This is a genomic window from Streptomyces roseochromogenus subsp. oscitans DS 12.976, assembly GCF_000497445.1.
In the GTDB taxonomy this organism is placed as follows: domain Bacteria; phylum Actinomycetota; class Actinomycetes; order Streptomycetales; family Streptomycetaceae; genus Streptomyces; species Streptomyces oscitans.
On the sequence record NZ_CM002285.1, the window covers coordinates 3,367,154 to 3,392,074 of the forward strand.

26 protein-coding genes and 2 pseudogenes are annotated in these 24,921 nt (G+C 70.3%); 5 read left to right on the top strand and 23 right to left on the bottom strand.

Annotated features, from left to right (window positions below; genetic code table 11):
• The 5 genes and pseudogenes from M878_RS47860 to M878_RS99870 all read right to left on the bottom strand — a co-directional run.
• Positions 1-189 (bottom strand): annotated as a pseudogene (locus tag M878_RS47860) (AI-2E family transporter); the annotation flags it as partial.
• 140 nt (positions 190-329) lie between these two features.
• Positions 330-1,028 (bottom strand): aggregation-promoting factor C-terminal-like domain-containing protein, encoded by a 699-nt coding sequence (locus M878_RS64240; RefSeq protein WP_031224946.1) that lies wholly within the window; start codon positions 1,026-1,028, stop codon positions 330-332.
• A gap of 400 nt (positions 1,029-1,428) precedes the next feature.
• Positions 1,429-2,754 (bottom strand): RNA 5'-3' helicase PhoH2, encoded by a 1,326-nt coding sequence (phoH2, locus tag M878_RS64245; protein WP_023547066.1) that lies wholly within the window; start codon positions 2,752-2,754, stop codon positions 1,429-1,431.
• Between the two features lie 373 nt (positions 2,755-3,127).
• On the bottom strand, positions 3,128-3,901 hold the full coding sequence (locus tag M878_RS64250; RefSeq protein ID WP_023547067.1) for an isoprenyl transferase: 774 nt from the start codon (positions 3,899-3,901) through the stop codon (positions 3,128-3,130).
• Positions 3,902-4,764: 863 nt separating this feature from the next.
• A pseudogene (locus M878_RS99870) lies at positions 4,765-5,544 on the bottom strand (methyltransferase domain-containing protein).
• 83 nt (positions 5,545-5,627) lie between these two features.
• Here M878_RS99870 and M878_RS64265 point away from each other — a divergent pair.
• Positions 5,628-6,131, top strand: a complete 504-nt coding sequence (locus M878_RS64265; protein ID WP_023547070.1) for a DinB family protein — start codon at positions 5,628-5,630, stop codon at positions 6,129-6,131.
• Positions 6,132-6,193: 62 nt separating this feature from the next.
• Here M878_RS64265 and M878_RS64270 read toward each other — a convergent pair whose 3' ends face one another.
• Entirely contained in the window at positions 6,194-6,703 is a 510-nt protein-coding gene (locus tag M878_RS64270) for a GNAT family N-acetyltransferase (protein ID WP_023547071.1), read from the bottom strand.
• Positions 6,704-6,748: 45 nt separating this feature from the next.
• Positions 6,749-7,621 carry an LLM class flavin-dependent oxidoreductase gene (locus M878_RS64275; protein WP_023547072.1) on the bottom strand — a complete coding sequence of 291 codons (873 nt, stop codon included), beginning with the start codon at positions 7,619-7,621 and terminating at the stop codon, positions 6,749-6,751.
• A 97-nt stretch (positions 7,622-7,718) separates the two neighbouring features.
• Between M878_RS64275 and M878_RS64280 the strand changes: the two genes are divergently transcribed.
• Positions 7,719-8,114 carry a DUF192 domain-containing protein gene (locus M878_RS64280; protein ID WP_023547073.1) on the top strand — a complete coding sequence of 132 codons (396 nt, stop codon included), beginning with the start codon at positions 7,719-7,721 and terminating at the stop codon, positions 8,112-8,114.
• Between the two features lie 9 nt (positions 8,115-8,123).
• A complete protein-coding gene (locus M878_RS94245) occupies positions 8,124-8,396 on the top strand; it encodes a DUF3224 domain-containing protein (protein WP_245238098.1) in 273 nt (90 codons plus the stop codon).
• Positions 8,397-8,418: 22 nt separating this feature from the next.
• Here the strand turns inward: M878_RS94245 and M878_RS64290 are convergent, their stop codons facing one another.
• From M878_RS64290 to M878_RS64355, 14 genes are all read right to left on the bottom strand, one after another.
• Positions 8,419-9,030 (bottom strand): OmpA family protein, encoded by a 612-nt coding sequence (locus M878_RS64290; RefSeq protein ID WP_023547075.1) that lies wholly within the window; start codon positions 9,028-9,030, stop codon positions 8,419-8,421.
• Between the two features lie 7 nt (positions 9,031-9,037).
• Positions 9,038-9,622 carry a hypothetical protein gene (locus tag M878_RS64295; protein ID WP_031224948.1) on the bottom strand — a complete coding sequence of 195 codons (585 nt, stop codon included), beginning with the start codon at positions 9,620-9,622 and terminating at the stop codon, positions 9,038-9,040.
• Between the two features lie 16 nt (positions 9,623-9,638).
• Complete coding sequence (locus M878_RS64300; protein WP_031227386.1) at positions 9,639-10,229, bottom strand: pilus assembly protein TadG-related protein; 591 nt, start codon at positions 10,227-10,229, stop codon at positions 9,639-9,641.
• Positions 10,229-10,426, bottom strand: a complete 198-nt coding sequence (locus M878_RS64305) for a Flp family type IVb pilin (protein WP_023547078.1) — start codon at positions 10,424-10,426, stop codon at positions 10,229-10,231. Before M878_RS64305 ends, M878_RS64300 begins: the two co-directional genes overlap by 1 nt.
• 125 nt (positions 10,427-10,551) lie before the next feature.
• On the bottom strand, positions 10,552-11,301 hold the full coding sequence (locus M878_RS64310) for a response regulator (RefSeq protein ID WP_023547079.1): 750 nt from the start codon (positions 11,299-11,301) through the stop codon (positions 10,552-10,554).
• Positions 11,298-12,707: a sensor histidine kinase gene (locus tag M878_RS64315; RefSeq protein ID WP_106962832.1), complete on the bottom strand. Its 1,410-nt coding sequence runs from the start codon at positions 12,705-12,707 to the stop codon at positions 11,298-11,300. The genes M878_RS64310 and M878_RS64315 overlap by 4 nt, the downstream gene beginning before the upstream one ends.
• A gap of 22 nt (positions 12,708-12,729) precedes the next feature.
• A complete protein-coding gene (locus M878_RS64320) occupies positions 12,730-13,617 on the bottom strand; it encodes a DUF5936 domain-containing protein (RefSeq protein ID WP_023547081.1) in 888 nt (295 codons plus the stop codon).
• 15 nt (positions 13,618-13,632) lie between these two features.
• Positions 13,633-14,577 (bottom strand): type II secretion system F family protein, encoded by a 945-nt coding sequence (locus M878_RS64325; RefSeq protein WP_023547082.1) that lies wholly within the window; start codon positions 14,575-14,577, stop codon positions 13,633-13,635.
• 10 nt (positions 14,578-14,587) lie between these two features.
• A complete protein-coding gene (locus tag M878_RS64330; RefSeq protein ID WP_023547083.1) occupies positions 14,588-15,925 on the bottom strand; it encodes a TadA family conjugal transfer-associated ATPase in 1,338 nt (445 codons plus the stop codon).
• Positions 15,926-15,941: 16 nt separating this feature from the next.
• Positions 15,942-16,289 carry a TadE/TadG family type IV pilus assembly protein gene (locus M878_RS64335; protein ID WP_023547084.1) on the bottom strand — a complete coding sequence of 116 codons (348 nt, stop codon included), beginning with the start codon at positions 16,287-16,289 and terminating at the stop codon, positions 15,942-15,944.
• A gap of 1 nt (position 16,290) precedes the next feature.
• On the bottom strand, positions 16,291-16,671 hold the full coding sequence (locus M878_RS64340; RefSeq protein WP_023547085.1) for a TadE family protein: 381 nt from the start codon (positions 16,669-16,671) through the stop codon (positions 16,291-16,293).
• 7 nt (positions 16,672-16,678) lie between these two features.
• Complete coding sequence (locus M878_RS64345; RefSeq protein ID WP_023547086.1) at positions 16,679-17,914, bottom strand: CpaE/TadZ family protein; 1,236 nt, start codon at positions 17,912-17,914, stop codon at positions 16,679-16,681.
• Between the two features lie 12 nt (positions 17,915-17,926).
• On the bottom strand, positions 17,927-18,634 hold the full coding sequence (gene cpaB, locus M878_RS64350) for a Flp pilus assembly protein CpaB (protein WP_023547087.1): 708 nt from the start codon (positions 18,632-18,634) through the stop codon (positions 17,927-17,929).
• 60 nt (positions 18,635-18,694) lie between these two features.
• Positions 18,695-19,579 (bottom strand): hypothetical protein, encoded by an 885-nt coding sequence (locus M878_RS64355; RefSeq protein ID WP_106962719.1) that lies wholly within the window; start codon positions 19,577-19,579, stop codon positions 18,695-18,697.
• Between the two features lie 302 nt (positions 19,580-19,881).
• Here M878_RS64355 and M878_RS64360 point away from each other — a divergent pair, with 302 nt between their 5' ends.
• The gene (locus M878_RS64360) at positions 19,882-21,600 is read left to right on the top strand and encodes a chitinase (RefSeq protein WP_023547089.1); all 1,719 of its coding nucleotides are present in this window, start codon (positions 19,882-19,884) and stop codon (positions 21,598-21,600) included.
• A 54-nt stretch (positions 21,601-21,654) separates the two neighbouring features.
• Positions 21,655-22,266 carry a CatB-related O-acetyltransferase gene (locus M878_RS64365; protein ID WP_031224952.1) on the top strand — a complete coding sequence of 204 codons (612 nt, stop codon included), beginning with the start codon at positions 21,655-21,657 and terminating at the stop codon, positions 22,264-22,266.
• A 92-nt stretch (positions 22,267-22,358) separates the two neighbouring features.
• Here the strand turns inward: M878_RS64365 and M878_RS47870 are convergent, their stop codons facing one another.
• Entirely contained in the window at positions 22,359-24,182 is a 1,824-nt protein-coding gene (locus M878_RS47870; protein WP_158692691.1) for a sialidase family protein, read from the bottom strand.
• Positions 24,183-24,328: 146 nt separating this feature from the next.
• Positions 24,329-24,898, bottom strand: coding sequence for a hypothetical protein (locus M878_RS64370; protein ID WP_031224954.1), 570 nt, complete (start codon positions 24,896-24,898; stop codon positions 24,329-24,331).
• Between the last annotated feature and the right edge of the window lie 23 nt (positions 24,899-24,921).

The following is a 24,921-nucleotide window of genomic DNA, read 5'->3' on the forward strand; positions in this document are numbered from 1 at the left end:
GGGCGCTGCGGCGGCTTCGGCAGCGGGGACGGGCCCGGCCGGGGCGGCCGGTTCGGGCGCGGGGATCGGGGCGTCCGCAGGCTGCCCGGTGTGCTCGCGCTCCACCTCGGCGCGGCGCTCGTCCAGGCGCTCGCTCATCTCGGTGAGACCGGCACCGAGCCTGCCGAGCCACCCTGGCACTCGCGACATGATCCGTCCTCTTCCCCCGCGTCCCCGCGTGCTCGCCACCTCTCCTCCCCCTGGAGGTATTCGGGTACGACCGTACAGGGCGAAAGCCCCTCCCCTAAGGACGGGGAGGGGCTACGCGAGGTTGAGAGCGGCGGCGCGGCTCAGTAGTTGCCGTTCGCCTGCCAGTACGTCCAGGCGTCACAAGGACTGCCGTAACGCTCGTTCATGTAGCTCAGGCCCCACTTGATCTGGGTGGCCGGGTTGGTCCGCCAGTCGGCGCCCGCGGAGGCCATCTTGCCGCCGGGCAGAGCCTGGACGAGGCCATAGGCGCCGGAAGAGGCGTTGACCGCCTGGTAGTTCCAGGTGGACTCGTGGTCCACGATGTTGCTGAAGCACTGGAACTGCCCGGCCGGCACGATCTGCCGTGCGATGGCCTGGACCTGCTCCACCGTGTAGCTGCTCTGGACCGGGAAGTCGGTGGAGGCCCGTGAGCTGTCACGGCTGGCCGCGGCCGACTTGGCCTCGGCCCGCTGCTTGGCTTCGTCGGCAGCCTTCTTCGCCGCCTCCTGCTTCGCGATGGCGGTCTCTGCGGCCGCCTTGCGGGCTGCCTCCTCCGCGTCCTTCTTGGCGCTCGCGTCGGCGGCGATGGCCTGGGAGTCGGCCTGCTGCGTCAGGGACGCGGACTGGACCTGGGCCTGCTGACCCGCGGGTATGTCTGCGAGGAGCGTGGTGTCGGCTGCCGTCGCCTCGGCGTCGTTGTTCTGCGCGACGCTGCCCGAGGCAACTCCGACGACGCTTCCGACGGCGGTGACCGCGGTGGCCGAGGCCACTGCGAATCCCCGGACCGAAATCCGGCTCACACGGTTTCCTTCCAGCATCGCCCGCTTCGGTGACCCTGGCGGACGCAATCGTGCCCCTGACACTGGCCTCCCAACTGCGGGGTCACGGGAGGCGCGGGCCCGGTGGGCAACTCCCCCTCCGGGGAGCGCCGCGTGGTGCTCGGGCGGCATACGACGGACTTTATGGAGTTGGTGATGCTTCTGTGGTGCCATACCGCTGGCGGTACAGGTGTGTCGTATGCGGGGCCTGACAGGAGTGAGACTCTGCCGCAACCGGACGCCGCGTGGCAATTCTGCGTTGCGTGTGAAAGCTCACATCCCGTTTGCCCCTGGGGATTTCTGGAAAGCTCTACGCGCGAACGCGCCGCCCGGCTAGGCTCTTGGCCTTTGCCGGACGGCGCCAACTGCTGTGCGGGTGGGGTCAGATGTGGCCGTCCTCCAGCATTTCGGTCACAAGCGCGGCAATCTGGGACCTCTCGGACCGGGTCAGCGTGACGTGCGCGAAGAGCGGATGTCCCTTCAGCTTCTCCACGACGGCGACCACACCGTCGTAGCGGCCGACCCGCAGATTGTCCCTTTGTGCCACGTCATGGGTGAGAACGACCCGTGAGTTGGCGCCGATTCGGGACAGAACGGTCAGCAGGACATTCCGTTCCAGGGACTGCGCCTCGTCCACGATCACGAACGCGTCATGCAGCGAGCGGCCACGGATGTGGGTGAGCGGGAGCACCTCCAGCATCCCGCGCGCGGTGACCTCCTCGATGACCTCGCGGCTGGTGACCGCCGACAGGGTGTCGAAGACGGCCTGCGCCCACGGGCTCATCTTCTCCGCCTCGCTGCCCGGCAGATAGCCCAACTCCTGCCCGCCGACCGCGTACAGCGGCCGGAAGACCATCACCTTCTGGTGCTGGCGGCGCTCCAGGACCGCCTCCAGGCCCGCGCACAGCGCCAGCGCGGACTTGCCGGTGCCGGCCCGGCCGCCCATCGAGACGATCCCGACCTCCGGGTCGAGCAGCAGATCGAGCGCGATGCGCTGCTCGGCACTGCGGCCCTTGATGCCGAACGCCTCCCGGTCGCCGCGCACCAGGCGGACGTTGCCCTCCGCGGTCACCCGGCCGAGCGCCTTGCCGCGCTCGGACTGGATGGTCAGGCCAGTGTGCACGGGGAGGTCGGAGGCCTCCGGTACATACGCGTGGCCTTCCTCGAAGAGGATGTCCACCTGCTCGCCGGGGAGGGTCAGTTCGGACATTCCGGTCCAGCCGGAGTTCTCCGTGATGGCGAGTTCGGCCCGGTACTCCTCGGCGAGGAGACCGACGGAGGACGCCTTGATCCTGAGCGGGAGGTCCTTCGACACGACGGTGACGTCGTACCCCTCGGCCTGCAGATTGCGGGCCACCGCGAGGATGCGGGAGTCGTTGTCCCCCAGGCGGTAGCCGGTGGGCAGCACGCTGGGGTCCGAGTGGTTGAGCTCGACCCGGATCGTCCCGCCGAGTTCCCCGGTCGGGATGGGGGCGTCGAGGCGACCGTTCTTCACCCGGTAGTCGTCCAGCAGGCGCAGGGCCTGGCGGGCGAAGTAGCCGAGCTCCGGATGGTGCCGCTTGGCCTCCAGCTCCGTGACCACCACGATCGGGAGCACGACCTCGTGCTCGTCGAAGCGGGTCAGGGCGTTCGGGTCGGCCAGCAGGACGCTGGTGTCGAGAACATAGGTGCGCCGGTCTGGCTTGTGGCGCTTTGTGCTGGTCACCACGGAAGGACGTACCCCCTCGGATGAGGTCGGGGAGCGACGGAGTGGAAGCCGGGCCGGGAGGGTGGGAGTAGCACGGCCGGTGTCTGGCCCCCGCGTACGGCGGGCCGACAACCGGCCCTCCGCGGCTGCTTCCGTGCAGTGACCGCACGATCGGACTGGTGCAAAGGGCCTCCCGGGCGGACGGCCCCGTGCCGTCCGCTGAGATCCGACACCCGTGGTTCGGGCGTCGACCTGCTTGCCTTATGCCCTCGAACATGCACTGCCATGCAAAAGCAGCCAACAGCGTGCCGGTGAACTCCTTCTTACGTCCGAGTGAATCGGGGCATACGGAACGCCCCGCCGGCGGAGCGGCCGGCGGGGCGTTCGGGATGTCTCAGCCGCCGTAGCGGCGGTGACGTGCGGCGTAGTCGCGCAGCGCACGCAGGAAGTCGACCTTGCGGAAGGCGGGCCAGAAGACCTCGCAGAAGTAGTACTCCGAGTGCGCGGTCTGCCAGAGCATGAATCCGGACAGCCGCTGCTCTCCGCTGGTGCGGATGACGAGGTCCGGATCGGGCTGGGCGCCGGTGTAGAGGTGGCGGCCGATCATGTCGATGTCGACGGACTCGGCGAGGTCCTCCATCGGCACGCCCTTGTCCTTGGCGTCGAGGAGCATGGAGCGCACGGCGTCGGCGATCTCCTGCCGGCCGCCGTAGCCGATGGCCACGTTGACCAGTATCCCGTCGATATGGGCCGTGGTCTCCTCGGCCTCCTTCAGGGTGCGCTGCATGGCGCCCGGCAGCAGGTCCATCGCGCCGACGTGGTGCACGCGCCAGCGGCCGTCGCCGGCGAGGGTGCGGACGACGTTCTCGATGATGCCGAGGAGCGGGACGAGTTCGTCCTGCGGCCGGTCGAAATTGTCCGTGGACAGCAGCCACAGGGTGACGACCTCGACGTCGGTCTCGGTGCACCAGCCGAGGAACTCCTCGATCTTGTCCGCGCCGGCCCGGTGACCATGGACGGTGGTGGAGCCGGACGCCTTCGCCCAGCGGCGGTTGCCGTCCATGATGACGCCGATGTGCTTGGGCACCTGATCGTGGTCCAGGTGGCCCTCCACCCGGCGTGCATAGAGCCTGACGAGCAGGCTGCGCAGGTTGTCGCGCAGGTTCACGTGGCCCTCCGGGGGTTTGGCGTGGGGGTTCGGTGCGTAAGGGTGCCCGAGCCGTTGAGCCTACCCCCGCTGGAGGCTTGGTTCTGGCTCGGGGTTTGGGGATTGGGGGTGGGGTGGGTGCGGATTCGTCGTCTGCTGCGGGTCCACTGTGGCTGGCCGCTCCCCCGGGTTCTCGGCTTCTCTCGAACCCGGGAGGCCCCCCATCGCGGCGGAGCCGCACGCCGAGCACAGTCCCGCGCCCCCTTTGGGTAAGGACGCTCGGCACCGGCCGAGGGGTTCCCGGAGTTCCCATCGAAAGACCCGCCGGCGCCGGACATGAAAAACGGGCCGGTCCGTGGGGGGGAGACGGACCGGCCCGAGGGGGGGCTTCCACCATAACCCTTCGTAAGGGATGGTGGGTGCATCGGCGGCGCACAACTACTCTCCGGAATCATCCGGCGACGCCCCGGTGGGCTCGGAATGCCGGATTCAGGGGCGTTGTATGGCCGATTCACAGCAGATTCTCAGGGATAACCGGTCGGATACAACGTGATTCGGAGGTATCCAGGCGGTTTGGTCCGTCTTGGGGATATATCGGCAAGTTGCCCCGGGGTCCCTCCGACGGGCTACCCGGCCAGCGAATGGTGACTTGACCATTCCGCTACGCGGACGCGGGGGGCATCGCCAGGTTTCGCGGCACCGCGCAGCCCCCTCCACTGCACGGTGCCGCCCGCGCAGCTTTGCGTGCGCGAATTACCTTGGTCTGAACTTACGTGACGGGTGGGACAGGTGTGAACCGGAGTAGATAACAATGCGGAAACCTGAGATGAACACAGAATGAACCGTGGCTGTTTTCGGCCGTTTTCTCCCGGGTGCCGGGGTCGTCAGCGGGCCGGCTTGCGAACGCCGAAGAGATGCCGGGTGCTGTGCGCGACGAACGGGCCCTGCCGCTCGATGCGTTCGTGCAGCAAGGGGAGTCGGCGCTCGTACGCCTGCGCCGTGAAGCCCGGAACCATCCAGACCACCTTGCGCAGGAAATGGACGAAGGCGGCGATGTCGTGGAACTCCATCCACAGCCGCTCCGCCCGCGGCCCGGCAGGGCGACGACGTACTCGACCAGCTCGAAGACACCGGCCGGCCCCACATGCCGGGCGAGGTACGTGCCGCCGGGCCGCAGCACCCGGGAGATCTCGTCCCAGTACGGGCGCAGTGGTTGCCGGCTGAGGACCAGGTCGAACGTCTCGTCGGCGAACGGCAGCGGTGCGTCGTCCGGGGCGGTGACGACCACCACACCGCGCAGCCGGGGCAGGGCGGTGGCCTTGGCCACATCAGGCGGCCGGCCCTCCGTCGCGGCGGCCAGGGCCTTTCTATCGGATCAGGCCGGCTTCAGGCGACGGCACCTTCGGGAGCCCGGCAAGATCCGAAAGAGAGGCTCCCGCACCGGCCCGGCCGCCAGGCCCGGCCCCGCGCGAAGTCCAGCACCTCACCGCCGCCGGTCCGGATGTCGAGCACGGCCTGAGCCCGGGCCAGCCGCTCTCTCTCCCTCGCCGACACGGCGTACCCCACGAGGGCCGCTCCTCGCTCGCCCGCCCCGCGAACCAGGAGAGGTCCCAGCCCTCGGCCGGCACGGCGGCGCCCTCGGCCACGAGGTCCACGAGGTCCACGAAGGTCCACGAAGGTACGGTGAACCGCGATGTCGGCAGTGATCCCAGGACGCCGCGGAGCCGGCCTGCTAATTTCCGCCCGTATGACGCCTTACTCCGCCGGAGAGAAGCAGACGCTGCACGCGAGCCTGAACCGACACCGGGACGCCGTGCTGTGGAAGCTGCACGGCCTCGACGACGAGCAGCTGCGCCGCCCGATGACACCGACCGGCACCAATCTGCTGGGCTTGGTGAAGCATCTGGCCTCGGTCGAGTACGGGTGGTTCGTGGAAACGTTCGGGGGCGAGGCGGAACCCCTGTGGTTCGACCCGTACGAGAACGAGGACCTGCGGATCGCCTCCGACGAGACGACGGATCGGATCGTCGCCTTCTACGGCCGTGCCCGCGCCGCCGCCGACGCCATGATCACCGAGCTGCCCCTGACCGCCCAGGGCCACCCGGCCTGGCGGGACATCACCGTGAGCCTGCGCTGGACCCTGGTCCACATGATCGAGGAGACCGCCCGGCACGCCGGACACATGGACATCCTGCGCGAACTGATCGACGGCACCACCGGCGACCACCCCCCGATCGGCACCGCGGGCTGACCAGAGGCGGGGCGGCCAGGGCCTACGCGGCACGGTCGGTCGGCGCATCGAGCAGCCCGGTGTCATCGGTGGGCGGTGGCGTTCTGGTCGGCGAGGGTGCCGGGCTGCTTGCGGAGGACGAGGAGGATGTGGTCGTCGGTGCCGTGTCGGACGGTGCCGGCTTGCTCGAAGCCGTGTCTTTCCAGGAGGCGGACTGAGGCGGTGTTGCCGTGGAACGGGTCGGCGTACAAGGGCCGTACCCGCTCCAGCTCCAGGAAGAGGGCGAGCGCGCGGGTGCCGACGCCGCGGCCCCAGTACGGCCGCCCCAGCCAGTACCCGACGAAGCGCCGCTCCCCCTCCGCCGTCCAGGAGACGACGCTCCCGGCGACCTCGCCGCCCACGGTGACCGTCCGCACCAGACAGTCAGGATCGCCCAGCACCCGCTCGCGCCAGTGCTTGAGGAAGGCGTCCCGCGGCCGGGGGGTGAATCTCGACCGCCGGACGGCTTCCGGGTCGTGCTCGTAGGCGAGGAGGACGAACAGATCGTCGTCCGTGACTCCCCGCAGGCTCACTTCGCTGTGCTCCTCGGTCATGCAAGGCAGTGTGGCAGCCGCCACTGACAACGCCTCACCGCCGCGTCACACGACCAGCGGCCGGACCTCCTCGGCGGCGAACCGCACGAACCCCTCCGGGTCGGGCTCGTCCCCGGTCGGCTGCAGTACGACGGTGTCGGCACCGGCCTCGGCGAGCCGCCGTACGGCAGCGGCCACGGCGGCCGCGTCACCCGCGACCCCGACGCCGGACGCCGACTCCAGCCCCTCTGCGGCGAGTTCGGCCCGCAGCCGGGCCTCGGCGCCGGCCCCCGTGGCGGCCAGCAGATAGACGACGAGCGGGTGCGGTTCGCTGCGGCCCGCCTGCTTCGCCCCCTCGTCGATGAGCTGCCGGGCCTGCCGTACGCCGTCCGCGGAGGTGGCGGCGGTGAGGAGCGTACCGTCGGCCTTGGCACCGGAGAGGCGCAGCGTACGCGGCCCGGTGGCGCCGGCGAGCACGGGCACCGCCCGCTCCGGCGGCCAGTCGAGGGCGACGTCGTCCAGCGAGACGTACCGGCCCCGCACGGTGAGCCGTTCGCCGCGCAACAGGGCGCGCAGGGCGTCGAGATGCTCACCGAGGAGCGTGAGCGGGGAGGCGGCACGGGCGCCGACCTGCCCCATCCAGTCCTGCACACCATGGCCGACGACGAGGGTCGCGCGGCCGGGGAACATCCGGTGCAGGGAGGCGGCCTCCATCGCGGTCAGGGCCACGTTCCTGAGGGGAACGGGCAGCAGTCCGACCCCGACGCGCACCCGCTCGGTCCACGCGAGCGCCGCGGCGGCGGTCGAGATCCCGCCCTCCAGGAAACAGTCCTCCCACAGCCACAGTTCCTCGAGCCCCACGTCGTCCGCGACACGAGCGACCGCCCGCAGGCGCTCGGGCGGAAGCTGGGGGCGGAACACGACACCGAGTCCAGTCATGGACCTCTTCCTAGTGGGGAGGAAGTGGGGTGGCAACCGGGTTTCTGCCACCGGGGAGTTGGCTTCGCGTGGCGGATGCGGGAGGGGACGAGGGGACATGGGGCGACGCTGGCGGGACGGGTCCGGAAGACTGATCGTGCCGAAGGCCGACGGAGGCGAGGGCCCGGTGGTCCTTCCCCTGGAGATCGCGGCCTCCTACCGGGCCCGGACCAAGGGGCTGCTGGGCCGGGACTCGGTCGTCGGGGCGCTGCTGCTGTCACCGGCGAGCGGGGTGCACACGTTCGGGATGCGGATCCCGATCGACGTCGCCTACCTGGACCGCCGCCTGACCGTCCGCGCCGTCCGCACGATGAAACCGGGCCGCCTGGGCCTGCCCCGGCTGCGCGCACGGCATGTCCTGGAGGCGGAGGCGGGGGCGATGGCGGGGTGGGGGCTGCGGGCGGGGTTGCGGGTGAGTGTCGAGGCGGACGCCGTTGTCAGTGGCGGGTCCTAGCATCGCGGCATGAGAGCTTCAGGGACGTTCAAGGTCGAGGAGTTCCCTCCGGCCGAGGTGCGGCTGCCGGAGCCGGTGGTCGAGACGGCGGTGCCGGTCGGGGTGGCCACGATGCGGAAGCGGTACGAGGGTGAGGTCGCCGGGGTGTCGGCGACGCTGTTCACCGCGGCGTACGACCAGTCCAGTGGGACCGGCACCTATGTCGCCATGGAGTCCTTCGAGGGGATGCACGGTCGACGCGGACGGCACCCATCGGATCTGGTTCGAGTACGAGGTGGGTGAGTAGCGGGCCGGCGCTGCGGGGTTACTGGGTGCGGGGGAAGGAGACCTCGACGCGCCGGTTCTTCCGCCGGCCCTCCTCGGTGGAGTTGTCGGCGATCGGGTACTGCTCGCCGTAGCCGCGGACCTCGAAGGTGACGTTCGGGTCGTTCAGGTCCTGGTCCAGAACGGCCTGGACGGCGTTGGCGCGCTGCTTGGACAGGATGTCGCCGTGGGCGGTGGAGCCGAGGTTGTCGGTGAAGCCGAAGACGCGGATCTGGGTCGCGTTCTGCTTCTTGATCTCCTCGGCGATGGTGGCGATCCGGGCCTTCGCGTCGTCGCTGAGCCTGGCGCTGTCCTTGCTGAAGAGGACTTCGGCCTGCAACGCGAAGGTGACGTCCGCGTTGGTGTCCTCGCGCCGCTCGTCCCCGCTCTGGTCCTCGACGACCGACTTGATGTCCAGCACCTTGGGCGCGGCGAGGGTGGCGCCTTCGGGGAGCTTGAGGTCCGGATCGGTGGGGTCGATCTTCACCGGGGCGCTGGCGGAGGGTTCGGTGACGGGGGGCTGACTCGGGTCCGTGTCATCGGCCCGGGCCGGGGTCGTGGCGAGGAGGAGGGTCGCAGCGGTGAGGGCGAGCGCGAGACGGGTGGTGGTCACTTCGGCCTCACCCGGAGATCTTGATGGTGGCGGAGGAGAACGTCGGCAGCTGGAATTCCACCCCGTCCGTGTTCGCGGGAGGTGCCGGGAACTGCATGAACACCGCGAGGGTCTCACCGGCCTTGAGAGCGGAGAAGCCGGTGGTGGTCAACGGGCGGCCCTCGGTGTCCCGCAGCACGTAGTACCGCTTCTTGCCCTGCGGATCGACCAGCGTGGCCCCGCCGAGGGACTTGCCGTTCTTGATGATCTCTGTTTCGTTGCCGCTCAGCGCGGAGGGGACCACCACGGTCTGCGCGCCGTCGTTCTTCAAGGTGCCGTTGATCGTCACGAAGCCGCCCGCATCGCGTTGCGCGGAGGTGATCTGGAGCAGCAGGCCGTCCGCCCCGTGCAACTCGGCGATCGGCTGATCCGACTGCCCTTCCTGGGCGCTCGGTCCGGAGCCGCTCGCCCGGGAAGCGGACGCCGAGGTGTCCGGCTTCTTGCCGTCGCCGCCACCGCTTCCACCACAACCGGCCACACCGACGGCCAGACCAGCCGCAACGGTCAATGCGACCATCCCCCTGCGGGCCTTCGCAGTGAACCGAATGCTCATCGCTCCGCTTCCTTCGTCATTGATCGTTCGCCGGTGAGTCGGTCAGATGGACGTCGAAGAGGTCTTTGGGCTTCGGGAGCCCCGTCGTGTCGCCGGGCTTCAGATGCCAGATCTTGTCCTTGCAGGTGAGTTGGGGCAGGTCGTCGCCCTTGGCACCGGCGTCGGGGGCCTTGCAGAGGGGTTCGATCACGGCAATCGCATGCGCCCTCGAATGGCGGTTCTCGGTGCCAGGCACGACAGAGTCACCCACGGGCTTGATCGTCCTGGCATCGACCGCATAGCTCAGCCGCCCGGGCCGGCATTGCGCCGTCGCGTCGTTCTGCGCGGCGAGTTCGTAGGCCCGCCAGCAGAAGTCAACAGCCCCGTCCCCGTTGAAGATGGCCTGCCACTTCGTCGGGTCGCGTACGTCGTCCACCCACTTGCCCGCAAGCTGGTCGCGGGTCTTCTGCGCCGCCGCCAGAGCGGCAGCGTCCGCCGCGGTCTGCGCGCTGCTCCGGTTCACCGCGGCCTGACCGACCGCGAGGTAGACCAACGCGAGAAAGAGCAGACCCGCCACCACCGTGATGTAGATGGGGAAGGCCTGCCCTGTGTCCCTGCGCGGAGGAATCAGCCGCCGGTAACTTGGGTGATCTTGGTGGTGATCGCATCGAAGATCGTCTGCCCGATGCTCGTCCCCGTGATCGCCAGGACGATCGCCACCACCACCGCGATGATGCCGAGGTACTCCACCGCGGTCTGCCCCCGGTCGCTGCGAGCAACCCGGGTCTGCAGGTATGCGACGGTGGTGTTGAACCAGTTGCTCATGGTGGTCCCCTCCGGGTTCGCCTCCGATCCGGACAACGTATGCCGGGAGGCGGCTGGCGCCAGAGGGCCCAAGGGCCCAACGCCGGGCCCATTCACCGCCCTTGGCACTCCCTCGCGCCCCCATCTCACGCCACCCCCAGCCACTTCGCGGCCGCCTGGGACCTGGTGGTGGTCTGGAGTTTGGCGAAGATGCGGTTGATGTGGTTCTTGACCGTCTTCTCGGAGATGAAGCAGGCGGCGGCGATCTGCTGGTTGGTCATGCCGGACGCGATGAGGTCCATGATCTCCGCCTCCCTCGCACTCAGCCGGAAACGTGAACGGAACGACTGTCCCACAGGGGATTGCAGTTGCGAAAGCACTTGAGGTGAGTTTTCGCCTAGAAAATACGGGACTTGGGGCTCCAAGTGTGCAGATGCATTTGCACGCAGCTCCGCCAGCAACGCCTTCGCCGCCCCCGGCGTCACATGCGGCCGCCCCTCCCGGACATCCCGCACCGCCCGCACCAACTGCTCCGTCGTGAACTCGCCGTGCACCAGATACCCGCCCGCCCCCAGCCGCAACGCCTCCCGCACGGTCTCCGTCTCATGGCTGTAGGTCAGCATCATGACCGGCGCCAGCCGCACCAGGTGCGGCAATGCCGAGATCCCGTCGACTCCCGGCATACGGACGTCGAGGAGGATGACGTCCGGGCGGTGTCGTAGCGCCGCCTCGTACGCCTCGCGGCCGTCCGTCGCCTCGGCCACGACGGTCGTGTCCCCGCGGCCGGAGAGCAGGGCCGTCAGGCCCGCCCTGACCACCGGGTTGTCGTCGGCCACCAACAGCCGCAGCGGAGCCGGCGCCGAGGCGGCCTCCGGCCAGGGGGGACTGTGCTTCATGGTGCCTCCTCTCGGGATTCCGGGGCTTCTCGCGCTTCCCGGGATTCGAGGTCGGGGTCAGGGTCGGGGTCGGGGCGATGCGGGGACGCCAGAGGTACTTCCACACGCACCTCCGTGCCCCGTTCGTGCCCGCCCCGGCCGATGCGGATGCGGGCGCCCAGCTGCGCGGCCCGCTCCACCATGCCGAGCAGGCCGAAGTGGCCGGATTCGCGGAGCCGTTCGAGCGTGGTGCCGGGCGGCAGGCCTCGGCCGTCGTCGTGGATCGACAGGCGCAGCAGGTCGCCGTGGACCGCCGCGCTTACGTCCACCTGGGTCGCGGACGCGTGCCGGTGGGCGTTCTCCAGCGCCTCCGCCGTGATGGAGAGCAGGTGGCGGGCCAGGGGGGCCGGGAGGGCGACAACGGCATTCGGCGGCGGGAGTACGCATGTGACGGTCAACGCCGTACGTTTCGTGAAGTCCCGTATGTATGACTCCAATTCATGCCACAGGGATGTCGCTGCCGCGTCCGGCGTCGGCTCCCGCCGCAGGTCCCTCAGCAGCTCCCGCGACTCCGCCGCCGCCCTGCGCGCCGAGCGGGACACCAGGTCCGCCTGGGTCCTTATGCGGGCCGGATCGAGGGCTTCCGTCGAGGCAGTTGCCGCCAGGCCGTCCGCCGCGAGGGCCACGCCGTACAGGGTCTTGGCCACGGAGTCGTGCATCTCGCGGGCCAGCCGGGCGCGTTCGGCGCTCACCGCCTCCGCCGCCGCGAGGCGCGCCTGCGCCGTCGTCAGGGCCTGGGTCGCCGCGCCGAAGCGGAGCATCAGGTTGCGCAGAGTCGAGCCCATGGCACCGGCGATGACGCACAGGCCGGGCAGGAGGAGCGCCTCGGCGACGGGGGCGTGCCGGTCGGCCTTCAGGGTGGCGTGGACCAGAAGCAGGATCAGCGACTGGAGGGAGGCGAAGAAGGCCGCGCCGCGCCAGCTGTAGACCAGGCCCGCGAGCAGCGGGGTGCAGACGCTGACGTAGGCGAGGGTGGTGTCCGGGCCGGCCGAGATCAGCAGGAGGGAGCCGAAGAGGGTGTCCGCCGCGAGGAGGCTCGGGTGGCGCAGGAGGAGAGGGCCGAAGCGCTCCCAGTCGCGGAAGAGGACGTAGGACACCATGAACGTGACGACCACGGCCGCGCCGACCAGGCGGGCGCCCAGTCCTGGGGCCGCGTTGAGCAGGGCGGCGGGGGCGGCGAGGGCGATCATGGCCAGGCGGAAGCCGAACACCTGTCGGCACATCGCCTGCAACGCGCTGACCTGGATCTTCATGGAGGGTTCGGTCGTGACGGCCGCAGAACCGGACGTCGTTTTCGCACGGCGTACGAAAGGCCCGGTGATCCCCTTCAGCCACTCCCCAGGAGATCCCCCGCTCCGCCCCGTCATCCCGGCCACCGCCATCCCCGCCTCACTTCCCCGTGAGTGAGCCGAAGTCCACCCCGGAGCCCAGGATCAGGCCCGCGCCCAGGAGCAGCATCGTGGCCGGGACCATGAACGTGGTGATCATCAGCGTGGCCTTGGGCACCGCGCGGGCGGCCTTGCGGCGGGCGTTCTGGGCGTCGGTGCGGCGCATGTCCTTCGCCAGGGAGACGAGCGTGTCGACGATCGGCGCGCCCAGTTCCTCCCCCTGCTGCAGTGCCGTCACGAACATCGCCACCTGCTCGGAGTCGTTCCTGCGCCGCAGCTCCGCGAAGGCCTGCCGGCGGCTCATGCCGAGGTCCATCTGGCGGAGGGTGATGCGGAGTTCGTCGGCCCAGGGGCCCTCGTAGCGGGAGGCCACCCGGTCGAGTGCCTGGCGGAAGCCGAGTCCCGCGCTCACGACCACCGCCAGGACGTCCAGGAAGTCCGGCAGGGTGCGCTCGATGACGTCCTTGCGGACCCGGATCGCCGACCAGATGCCGACCTCGGTCCAGAACGCGCCGAAGAGCAGTAGCAGTACGGCCACGAACCACTGGCCGCGCAGCAGGAAGACCAGGCAGCCCACGCCGCCCAGTGCGCCGTAGACCGCCCGGCGGGCCGCGTAGCGGTCGATGGTCAGGCCGCCCGGGTTGCCGGCGAGGTCGATCTTGCGGCGGTACTTGGCGACCAGGCGCGGGCCCATCAGGCGCAGCACGGCGGGGGCGTAGCGCATGCCCATGCGGTCGATGACCGAGCCGACCGCGCCGGTGCGGGTGGCGCCGACCTCCAGGGCGACGGCGAGGTCTCCGGGGAGCTTGGCGTCCGCGCGGTACATGCGGATGCCGGTGAAGGCGCCCCAGACTCCGAGGCCCATCAGCAGCGCCAGCAGGAATGCCATGAAGTCCCAGCCTCCTCAGACGTCGATCCGGCTCAGGCGGCGGATGAGGACGAATCCGACGGCGTACATCGCGAACGCGATCACCACGCAGGCCTGGCCGATCGGTGAGCCGGTCATCCGCTCCAGCGCGCCGTCCTTGACGCCGTTCATCAGGAACAGTGCGCCGACGCCGAGGACGGGGACGGCGTACGACGTCATCGTCACCTGGGAGAGCTGGGTGCGGATCTCGCGCCTCGTCTCCTTGCGCTCCTCCAGCGTCTCGGTCAGGTTGCGCAGGGCGCCGACCACTTGGCCGCCGGCCCGGTTCGACAGCACCAGCGTCGTGACCAGGACCACCAGCTCGCGGGACGGGAGGCGGTCGGCCAGCTCGCCCAGCGCGTCGTCAAGGGACTGGCCGATGGCCAACTGGTCGGCGACCTTGGCCAGTTCCTCGCCCGCCGGGGCCTCCAGTTCCTCCGCCGCCATGCCGATCGCGGTGCGCAGGGCGAGGCCCGCCTGGGTGGCGTTGGCCAGGATGCGGGCCAGTTCGGGGAGTTGGTTGATGAAGCGTTCGATGCGTTTCTGCCGCTGCCAGTTGAGGAACTGGACCGCCGCCCAGATGCCGAGCAGTCCGGCGAGCGGTCCGAAGAAGGGGGCCAGGGTGGCCTGGCCGATCAGCCAGAGCGCGGCGACCGTGGCGAGCATGTAGACGAAGAACTCGCCCGGGGTGAGGTCCAGACCGGTCGCCGCCAGCCGCAGTTCCAGCCAGCGGCCGAAGCGGGTACGGCGCAGCCGCCGGTCCAGGTCGCGGAAGCGGCGCCTGCGGCCGCCCGCCGGCACCGGGCCGCTGTGCGTGAGGCGGTCCACGAGGGCGGCGCGCCGATCCCGGCCCGAGGCGTAGATGTGCACGCCGGCCACCGCCAGGACGCAGGTCAGCAGCGCCACGCCGGTGGTGAGCTGGACGAGGGTGTGGAGTTCCATGGTCCTGGTCCTACCTGGCTTCTCGGGTGGTGAGTTGAGCCGCCGTGTGGGCGACCCCGAAGGCCTGCGGGATGGGCTGGCTCGCCATGTACAGGCGGTCGGCGGTGCGGCGGGGCAGCGGGAAGTACTGGAAGGCGCCGTACACCCGGCCGTCGGGGGTCATGGGCCGGGCGTCGAACCGGGCCACGGTCGCGAGCCGGTACGGCTCCCCGCCGTGGCTGTCGAGGAGCGCGATCTCGGTGATCCGGCGGGCGCCGTCGGCGAACCGGGTGAGCTGGACGATGACGTCGACCGCGCTGTTGATCTGGTCGTGCAGCGCGACGAAGGGGACCTCGACGTCGGACATGGAGGCGAGGGTCTGCAGCCGCGTCAGCGCGTCCTCGGCGCTGTTCGCGTGCACGGTCGCCAGCGATCCGTCGTGGCCGGTGGACATCGCCTGGAGCATGTCGAGGGACTCGCCGCCGCGGACCTCGCCGACCACGATCCGGTCCGGGCGCATCCGCAGGGAGTTGCGGACCAGGTCGCGGATGGTGACCTGGCCCTTGCCCTCGACGTTCGGCGGCCGTGACTCCAGGCGGACCACATGCGCCTGCTGGAGCTGGAGTTCGGCGGAGTCCTCGATGGTGATGATGCGTTCGCGGGACGGGATGAGCCCGGAGAGGGCGTTCAGCAGGGTCGTCTTTCCGGTGCCCGTGGCGCCGGAGACGATGATGTTGAACTTCGCCTGCACCAGCCCCGCCAGCAGAAACACCATGTGCTCGTCCAGCGAGCCGAAGGAGATCAGCTCCTGCAGGGTGAAGGAGCGCGGGAAGCGGCGGATGGTGAGGATCGGGCCGGTCAGCGACAGCGGCGGGATGATGACGTTGACGCGCTCGCCGGAGGGAAGGCGGGCATCGACCATCGGATTCGACTCGTCGACCCTTCTGTTCACCGTCGACACGATCCGCTCGATGGTCTGCATCAGCTGGTCGGCGGAGGCGAACCGGATCGGCAGCTGCTCGACGCGGCCGCCGCGTTCCACGAAGATCGCGTCGGCGCCGTTCACCATGATCTCGGTGATCGACGCGTCCTCCAGCAGGGGCTCCAGGATGCCGAGGCCCAGCGCCTCGTCCACCACCCGGCGGATCAGCTGCGAGCGCTCGACCGTCGACAGCACCGGGCCCTCACGGCTGATGATGTGCCCGAGCACCCGTTCAAGGCGCGCCCGGCGGTCGGCGGCGGCGAGCGAACTCATCTCCGCGAGGTCGATCTCCTCCAGCAGCTTGGCCCGGTAGGAGGCGACCAGATGCCCGTCCTCGCCCCGGCTGCCGTGCTCCTCCGGAGTGCTGATGCGTGCCCGCAGGCTCATGTCGGCGACTCCTCGCTTAGTGGTCGAGCGGCATGGTGGCGGACCTGGTGGCGTAGCCGAAGTCCCAGACGATCTTCGGGATCTTCACCCTGGCCGTGACGGTGACGGAGCCGTCCCCTCCCCCGGTCTCGCCACACGTCACGGTGAGCGCGCCGCTGACGGCGCCGGTGCACGCCTGCTGCGTGTCCTGCCGCAGGGACGCCGCCCGCGCCCCCGCCCGCGCCGCCGTACCGGCCTGCTCGGCGGCATACGCGACGGCCCCGATCTGGATACCCGCCATGCCCACGATCAGCAGCACCGGGATGAACCCGAGGTATTCGACGGCCACTTGGCCCGCGTCCCGCCGCTTGCGCCGGTACGACATCTCAGCGCTTCACCTCCTCGACGGCGCCCGCGTGGCCGTGCACCGTGGCGGGAAAGGAGAACACCCCGGGAAAGAGAACCGGGACCTTGAGGTACACATCGGCCGTGACATAGCCGGACGGATTGCACGTCACCACCGCGTCCCCCCTCCACGCCGCCGACAGATGCTTCATCCCCGCCGCCGAGCAGGCCGCCTGCCGCGCGCCGCCCGGCGCCGCGGCCGTCCCCGCCCGCACCCCCTCGTCCGCGGCATTCCCGGCGAGCGTGAAGGTGTACCCCACGAGCACGGCCTGCCACATGAGCACCAAGGTCAGAATGATCAGCGGAGTCATCCCGAGGAACTCGATGCTGACCTGTCCCCGGTCCCCACCCGGCCTTCTCACGGCTCGCTCACTCCTTCCGCCGCCGGAATCCGACCGTGCCCCGGCCCGGGCCGGCACGATGGCCGCCCTCGCCCGCCTTCACCAGCCCCAGTTCTCCGGCGAGCGCCCACAGCGCCTGCTTCACGGAACTCCTGCTGTCCAGTTCATGCACGCGCCCCGCGTCCACGACGGCCTGAAGCTCCTTGAAATTGGCCGGTACGGCGGTACGGGCGAGCGCCGTCCCCGTGATGCGCTGCACCAGCGCGGGCTGGATCTCCGTATGCCGCGTGTGCCGGTTGACGACGACCGTCGTCTCCTCGCCCTTGCGGATCTGCAGCCGGTCCCACATCCGTACCGTCCGCTTGGCGGCGCGTACGGAGATCACGTCCGGGGTGGTCACCAGCAGTGCGGTGTCGGCCATCTCCACCACCGCCGCGCCGGCCCCGCTGAGCTGGGCGCCGCAGTCGACCACGACCACCTCGTAGCGGGAGCGCAGGGCGCTGACGATCTGGCGGGCGGCGCGGTCGGTGACCTCCTCGCCGCGTTCGCCCTCGGCGGGGGCGAGGAGCAGGGCCAGCCCGGTGTCGTGACGGAAGACGGCGTCGGCGAGGACGCGCGGCGAGATGTCGGCGATGGCGGCGAGGTCGACCACGGACCGCCGGAACTGGATGTCCAGGTAGGAGGCGATGTCGCCGGTCTGCAGATCCAGATCGACCAGAGCGGTCGGCCGCCCGGATGCCTGCGCGGCGAGGGCGAGCTGAATGGCCGTGAGCGTCGCCCCGGCTCCCCCCTTGGCGCCGCTGACCGTGACGACCGTACCGCCGGCGCCGCCGAACACATCGGCGCCGTGGCCGAGATGGCGCCTCACACCGGTCGACCACTGGGCGACGGCCTGGACGCGGCTGGCGAGTTCCTCGTACGACAGCGGGAGCGCGACCAGGCCGCGGGCGCCGGAGTCCATGGCGGCGGAGAACAGGCCGGGGCTCGCGTCGGTGGTGACGAGGATGACGCCGACGGCGGGGAAGCGCAGGGCGACCTCGCGGATCAGCTCCAGGGCGGGTACCGGGCCGATCCGCTCGTGTACGACCACGACCTCGGGCAGTTCGTCCATCGACTCGGCGGCGAGGTGGGCGAGGGTGTCGACCAGTTGGGTGGAGTCGCCGACCGGTGGCTGTGGCTCGGCGTCGGGGAGCTGGCTGAGGAGGGTGACGAGGGAGCGGACCGCGTCGGGGTCCGCGCCGGCCGGGAGGATCCTGGTGGGCATGCGGGCCGCCTCTCACTTGTCCGTCGCGAGTTCGTAGGTGCGGTCCTTGTCGGGCACGCTGGTCTCGCCGCCGGGCGCCACCAGCGCGAGCCGGACGCGCTGGGCGAAGGACTCGGCGTAGGTGAGGCGCTGGGCGTCGAGGGTGGACAGCGCGAAGGTGATGGGGACGGCCTGGGTGGGCTGCTGCTGGTTCTTGCCGCTGTCGGGGTCGAGGGCGGTGATCCGGCCGACGTCGAGAACGCGGGCGTTCGTCACGATGATCTTCGACTGGTCCGGGTCGGTGTCCTTCTTCCCGGCGAAGGTGGCGTAGACGTTGACCCGGGACCCCGGAGTGATCTCGCCGGCCACGCCCGTCGCCGCGTCGATCATGATGGCGACCTCCTGCTCTCCGGGCTGGAGGGCGGGCTGGTCGACGATCATGTCGGTCTGGAGCAGGGACCCGGCGCGCAGGGTGGTGACGGCGATCTTGCCCTGGATCTGGCGGAGATCGGTGACGGCGTTGCCGGACAGCCACCGCTTGGGCATCTTGATCTTCTCGAACTGGTCCGTGTCCAGCGCCGTGTACGGCTTCACGTCGGACCTGACCCGATAGGCGGTGACCTCGGGCCCGACCTTGGAATCGACGTCGTGGACGACGGAGAGCACGCCGGCGAACGCGCCGAGAGCGCACAGGACCGACAGGATCAGGAGTATCACGCCGCGGCGCTGACGGGAGTTCATGAACCGTGCAACCTCATTGGGGGAATCGGTCGAGCGGGATGCGGATCAGGTGCGGGCGGGTCAGACGGGCGCGCGCTGTTCCAGGGCGCGGGGCGGGGCGGGTTCGTGGACGGGCGGGGTGGCGGAGCAGAAGACACAGCGGTCGCCGATGACGTCCAGGCCGCACCAGTGGCAGCTGGTCTGCCGTACGGACGTGACCAGTTGGTACAGAACGGACAGGTCGGCGAGATAGCCGCAGAACTCGGTCATACGGCCGGTCCCCCACCACACCGGGGACTCGGCGGGCAGCGGGACCTCGCGCAGTCCGTGCACGCTCCACTGCCCGGCGAGCCCGCCGACCCAGTCCCCCTGCGTCTGCTGCCCTCGGGCGACGAGCATCCAGGTGCTGAACTCCGGCCCCTTGAGGGTGACGCCCGGAGCGATCTTGACGAGCTGCGGCTCCGGATGCGCGAGTACGGCGAACTGGCTGCCGGGCATCCAGGACTTGGCGTGCGCCTTCAGCCCGACCGGCACCCGGTCGAGGCGGGCGACGGAGCCGAGCACGGCCCCGGCGTGAATGTAGTGGGTGAGCAGCCGTCCGGCGGAGGCGAGCACGCCCGGACTCAGATCGCAGGAGGCGAGCTGGCGCAGCTGCCGGGCGAGCACGGCGATGCCGAGGGGCGGCAGGTCGGGCCGGAAGAAGGCGATGCGGTCGCTTTCGAGCAGCGAGCGCAGGGTGTGCAGCCGCCGTACGACGGGCTCCGGAGTGGCCTGGGAGCAGACGACCACCACATGCCCGTACTGCTCGGTCAGGGCGTGGAGTTCGGTGAGCGCATGCTCCAGCGGCCGCTGGTCGAGGCCGCTCAGCACGACGGCCGGCATGGTCCGTTCGTCCTGCGCCGGCAGTGCCATGTCGGCACTGGTGACGGCAATGGCAGTTGGCACGCGCGGCTCCCCGCTCTTCACACCCGCCGGCCCACCGGAGTAACTCCCGCGCACCGGTACGACTTCACTGCGTGACTACGTGAGCACTGTATCCACGGCCGAATGACCGGAGAACAGCGTTTGTGAAGCTCGCGTGGAACTCTCTCCTCGCAAATCCCGCCAAATCCGGACAGGTTGAGCGAGCCAGCGGCCACGCATTTGGTCTGGACCTCTTGACACGCGGATTGGTCTGGACCAACTTGTAGCCCAACGGTGGCCACCGCTTCTCCCCCTCCTCCCTCCCCGCCAAGGCTCCCTCGCCGAACTCCCCACCGGAGGCCCCAGTGGACCACGCACCAGGCATACCCAGACCCCGCGGACGGCGAATCACCCTGTGGTCCGCCGCGACCACCCTCGCCCTCTCCGTCGCGGGCCTCACCGCGGCCGCCGGCCCGGCCTCCGCAGCGGACGTCAACAACGTCAGGAACGCGGGCTACGAGTCGGGCCTGTCCGACTGGACCTGTACGGCGGGCAGCGGTACGACGGTCTCCTCCCCGGTGCACAGCGGGAGTGCCGCCCTGAAGGCGACCCCGGCCGGCCAGGACGACGCCCAGTGCACCCAGACGGTGGCGGTGCAGCCCAACTCGACGTACACGCTGAGCGGGTGGGTGCAGGGCGGCTACTCCTACCTGGGCGTGACGGGCACGGGCACGACGGACGTCTCGACGTGGACCCCCGACACCACGGCCTGGAAGCAACTGTCGACGACCTTCACCACAGGTGCGTCGACGACGTCGGTCACGATCTACACCCACGGCTGGTACGGCCAGGCGCCCTACTACGCCGACGACGTCTCGGTCTACGGCCCCGACGGCGGCTCAGGCGGCGACCCGGCCCCGACGGTCCCGGCGACGCCGTCCGGCCTGTCCGTCTCGGGTACGACGTCCTCGTCGGTGTCGTTGGCGTGGACCGGGGTCTCGGGCGCGACGGGTTACAACGTCTACCGCGACGGCACGAAGGTGACGGCGGTGACGGGAACGTCGGCCACGGTGACCGGCCTGTCGGCGTCGACGTCGTACACCTTCCAGGTGACGGCGACGAACGCGGCGGGCGAGTCGGCGAAGTCGGCGTCGGTGACGGGCACGACGGCCCCGACCGGCGGTGGCGGCGGCGGTGCACTGCCCAAGCACGCGGTGACGGGCTACTGGCAGAACTTCAACAACGGCGCGACGGTCCAGAAGCTGTCGGACGTCCCGTCCGCGTACGACATCATCGCGGTCGCCTTCGCCGACGCGACCTCGACACCGGGAGCGGTGACCTTCAACCTGGACTCGTCCGGCCTGGGCGGCTACACGGTCGACCAGTTCAAGGCGGACATCAAGGCGAAGCAGGCGGCCGGCAAGAAGGTCGTCATCTCGATCGGCGGCCAGAACGGCACGGTGTCGATCAGCGACGCGGCGTCGGCGACGAACTTCGCGAACTCCGTCTACTCCCTCATGCAGACGTACGGCTTCGACGGCGTCGACATCGACCTGGAGAACGGCCTCGACGCGACGTACATGACACAGGCGCTGAGGTCTCTCTCCTCGAAGGCGGGCTCCTCCCTGATCATCACGATGGCGCCCCAGACGATCGACATGCAGTCGACGTCGAACACGTACTTCCAGACGGCCCTGAACATCAAGGACATCCTGACGGTCGTCAACATGCAGTACTACAACAGCGGTTCCATGCTGGGCTGCGACGGCAAGGTCTACAGCCAGGGGTCGGTGGACTTCTTGACCGCCCTGGCCTGCATCCAGCTCCAGGGCGGCCTCGCCCCGTCCCAGGTGGGCCTGGGCCTGCCGGCCTCCACGAGCGCGGCGGGCAGCGGCTACGTATCTCCCTCGGTGGTGAACAACGCGCTGGACTGCCTGACGGCCGGCACGAACTGCGGCACCTTCAAGCCGTCGAAGACCTACCCCGACCTGCGCGGCGCGATGACCTGGTCCACGAACTGGGACGCGTCGGCGGGGAACGCGTGGTCGAACGCGGTGGGGGCGCATGTGCACGCACTGCCGTGACATGAGAACCGGCTGGTGACGAGGCCCGGGCCCGCAGCGGCCCGGGCTTCGTCAATTCGATGGCCCGGGCAGCCGCGGGTGGTGCTGCTCAAGCCGCTGGTGAAGTCCCCGCTGATCGAGGTCGGGGAGTACTCGTACTACGACGACCCGGATGACCCGACCGCGTTCGAGACGCGCAACGTGCTCTACCACTACGGGCCGGAGAAGCTGATCATCGGCAGGTTCTGTGCGCTGGGCACGGGCGTGCGGTTCATCATGAACGGCGCCAACCACCGTATGGACGGCCCCTCGACCTTCCCCTTCCCCACCATGGGTGGCTCCTGGGCCGACCACTTCGACCTGCTCACCGGCCTGCCGAACCGCGGGGACACGGTCGTCGGCAACGACGTCTGGTTCGGCCACGGCACGACGATCATGCCCGGCGTACGGATCGGACACGGCGCGATCATCGCCTCCGGCGCGGTGGTCACCGGCGACGTACCCGACTACGGCATCGTCGGCGGCAACCCGGCCCGCCTCATCCGCACCCGCTACGACGACCGGGACATCGCCCGGCTGCTGGCGGTGGCCTGGTGGGACTGGCCGGCGGAGCGCATCACCGAGCACGTGCGGACGATCATGTCGGGGAGCATCGACGATCTGGAGTCGGCCGCGCCGCCGGTATGACGCGCGGACGGGGGGTTCTGCCCGTCCGACGAAGTCATCGAGCGGGAGACCTCCCGGAACAAGGACGCCGTACCGCGGCTAGGCGGTGCTGGTCAGCCCACGGTGAGTGGGCCGGCCGTGTACAGGGCCTCGTCGAAGGCCTGGCCGGTGGTCGGAGCCGCGCCGAGCGGGAACGCGGAGACGGCCCGGCCACCGACGATGGAGGTGGAGATGTAGTCGCCGACCATGCGGCCTTGGTTGGTGTTCGCGATCTGGGAGAGGGGGAACGGCCCGGTCAGCGTCGTGGCGGTGGTCCAGGTGACGCCTCGGTCGGCAGAGGAGATGTAGCCGACCTGGAGGCGGCAGGTGGTCGAGGTGCAGTTGGCGACCGGATAGAAGTAGTAGTACAGGCCGATCCGGGTGGTGCTCCCGGACGTGGTGTGGTCGACGCCGAGGCCGGGGAGGAAGTGGTCGACGCCGCTGGTGGTGGCGTCGATCGGGACACGGCGCACGGTCTCCCAGGTGACGCCGTCGAACGAGGTGGAGTAGACGATGTCGTTGGCCGTGCAGTTCGCGCGGAAGCGGCAGTCGTGCCACGCGACGAAGATCCGGCCGGAGGCGCTGATCTCCGCGGAGGAGATTCCCGGGATGGCCCGCAGGCCGCCCGCGACGGTGTGGGCGCTGACGGAGGCGATGAGTGAGGTGCCGCTCCAGGAGGCACCACCGTTGGTGGAGTTGAAGACGCGGATGGCGCTTCCATTGGCCGAGTAGGGCACGACGACGGTGCCGTTCGGCCGGACGAGCGGCTGTCCGGCCAGGCCGCTCGGGGCGCCGGACGGAGTGACCGGTGCCGACCAGTGGAGTCCCCCGTCGGTGGAGGTGCTCATCAGGATCCGGTTGCCGGCCGAGTTGTTGTCGACCTCGATGTAGCAGCGCCCGTAGAAGGGGCTGGTGGGGGTGTTGTCGCAGGTGATCCACGGCTTGTCGTAGTTCGGCCCGTCGAATCCGACCGCTCTGACGGGGTTCTGCCAGCTCACGCCGTCGGTGGTGGAGCGGCTGACGGTGACTCCGGCGCCGATGACGCCGCTTGACGTCGAGTTGAGGGCGAGGCCCGCGGTCAGCCAGGTGCCGTGCCGGGCGTCGTAGCCGACCGACGGGTCGGAGACCCGGGAGAAGGGGCCGCCCTGGTAGACGGTGATACCGGGGATGGTGCCGTGGGTCCAGGTGACTCCGCCGTCGGCCGACCGGGCCCAGCCGAGGCCGGAGGCGCCGCCGCTGAAGAAACGGCCGTTCTGGGCGACGGCGATGACCGTGTTGCCGGAGGCGAAGGTGTCGGGCTCCACCACGGTGGCGTGCTGGCTGGCGGAGTTGGTGAAGGGGTCGGTGTCGATCCGGGTCAGGGGATCGGCGGTGAGCTGGACGTCGTCGTAGCGGGTGAAGCTGCGGTGGGCGGCGTGGTGATCGCAGTGGTGGGCCAGGCGGAGGGTGTAGCTGTGGCCCGGCCTGACGGCGGTGCTCGCCTTCTCCCAGCCGCGTCCCTCGGTGCAGTTCTTGCGCACGACGGTGGTGGTCACGCCGGTGGTGTTGTCCCGCAGCCCGGCCGTGGCCCAGCTGCGGGCCGCGGGGCTGTGGCAGCTGACGTCGTACCAGAACGACAGCCGGCGCTCGCCCGTACGCGCGCGGAAGGTCTGGGTGATGGCGGAGTCGGCGGCGCCGGCACCGCCGACGCGTGCGGCGTACCTGCCGCCGTGGGCACCGGAGCTGACCATGGCGGTGGCACCGGACCGGGTCCAGCCGGTCAGGGTGCCGTTCTCGAAGCCGCCGTTGGCCACGGCGGCGGAAGCCGGGGGTGCGAGCAGGAGGGGCGGGACGGCAAGGGCGACCGTGGCGGCGAGGGCGAGGAGGCTGCGGGTGCGCGGCGCGGAGAGGGAGAACACGACCGGATCGTCGTCGAGCGGACCGCGACCCGGTGGGCGACACACGGACCCGTCGCCCGCACGGACCTGCATCCGGGGTGTGCGGTCCCGAACGCTTCCCCGGTCCGTTCAGCCGTCCCTCGGTCACGACGGGCGAACCGTCGTCCTCAGTCCGAACCGTCCTCGAAATACGCGTCCAGCACGGCGTCCAGCTGTGCGTCCCACTCCTGGAAGCGGGCCCTGGCCGCCGCCTCGATCTCGATCGGGTACCAGCGGCGGTCCGGGGTGTGCACGGTGATCGTGTAGCGCTTGCCGAAGCGGGGGGACTCCGTCTCGACCGCGGCGATCTCCTCCCAGCGGAATTCGCAGGACTCCTCGTCCAGGCGGAGGCGGACGCCCTTGCGGTCGGCCACGATCTTCGCGCGACGGTCGGAGGCCTCGAAGACCGGCCCGTCGTCCGGGCCTTCGCCGTCCGTGGCCTCGTCGGTCTCGTCGGTCTCGTCGGTCTCCTCGGGCGCTGCCGAGTCCTCCGGCCGGGCCGCCGCCTTGGCCGACGGCGCCGACTCGACCGACTCCGGCGGCTCCGGCTGGGCGTCCGCCACCTCCTCGGACTTGGCCGGGGCCGGGACGGAGATCCCGGGGATGAACGCCGGGTCGAAACCGGCGCCCGTCACGGGCCCGGCCTTCAACGGCTCGGCCCCGGACGGCTTGCTGCTCGCTCCTATGCGCTGCTCCACGGCGGCAGTATGGACGACTTCCC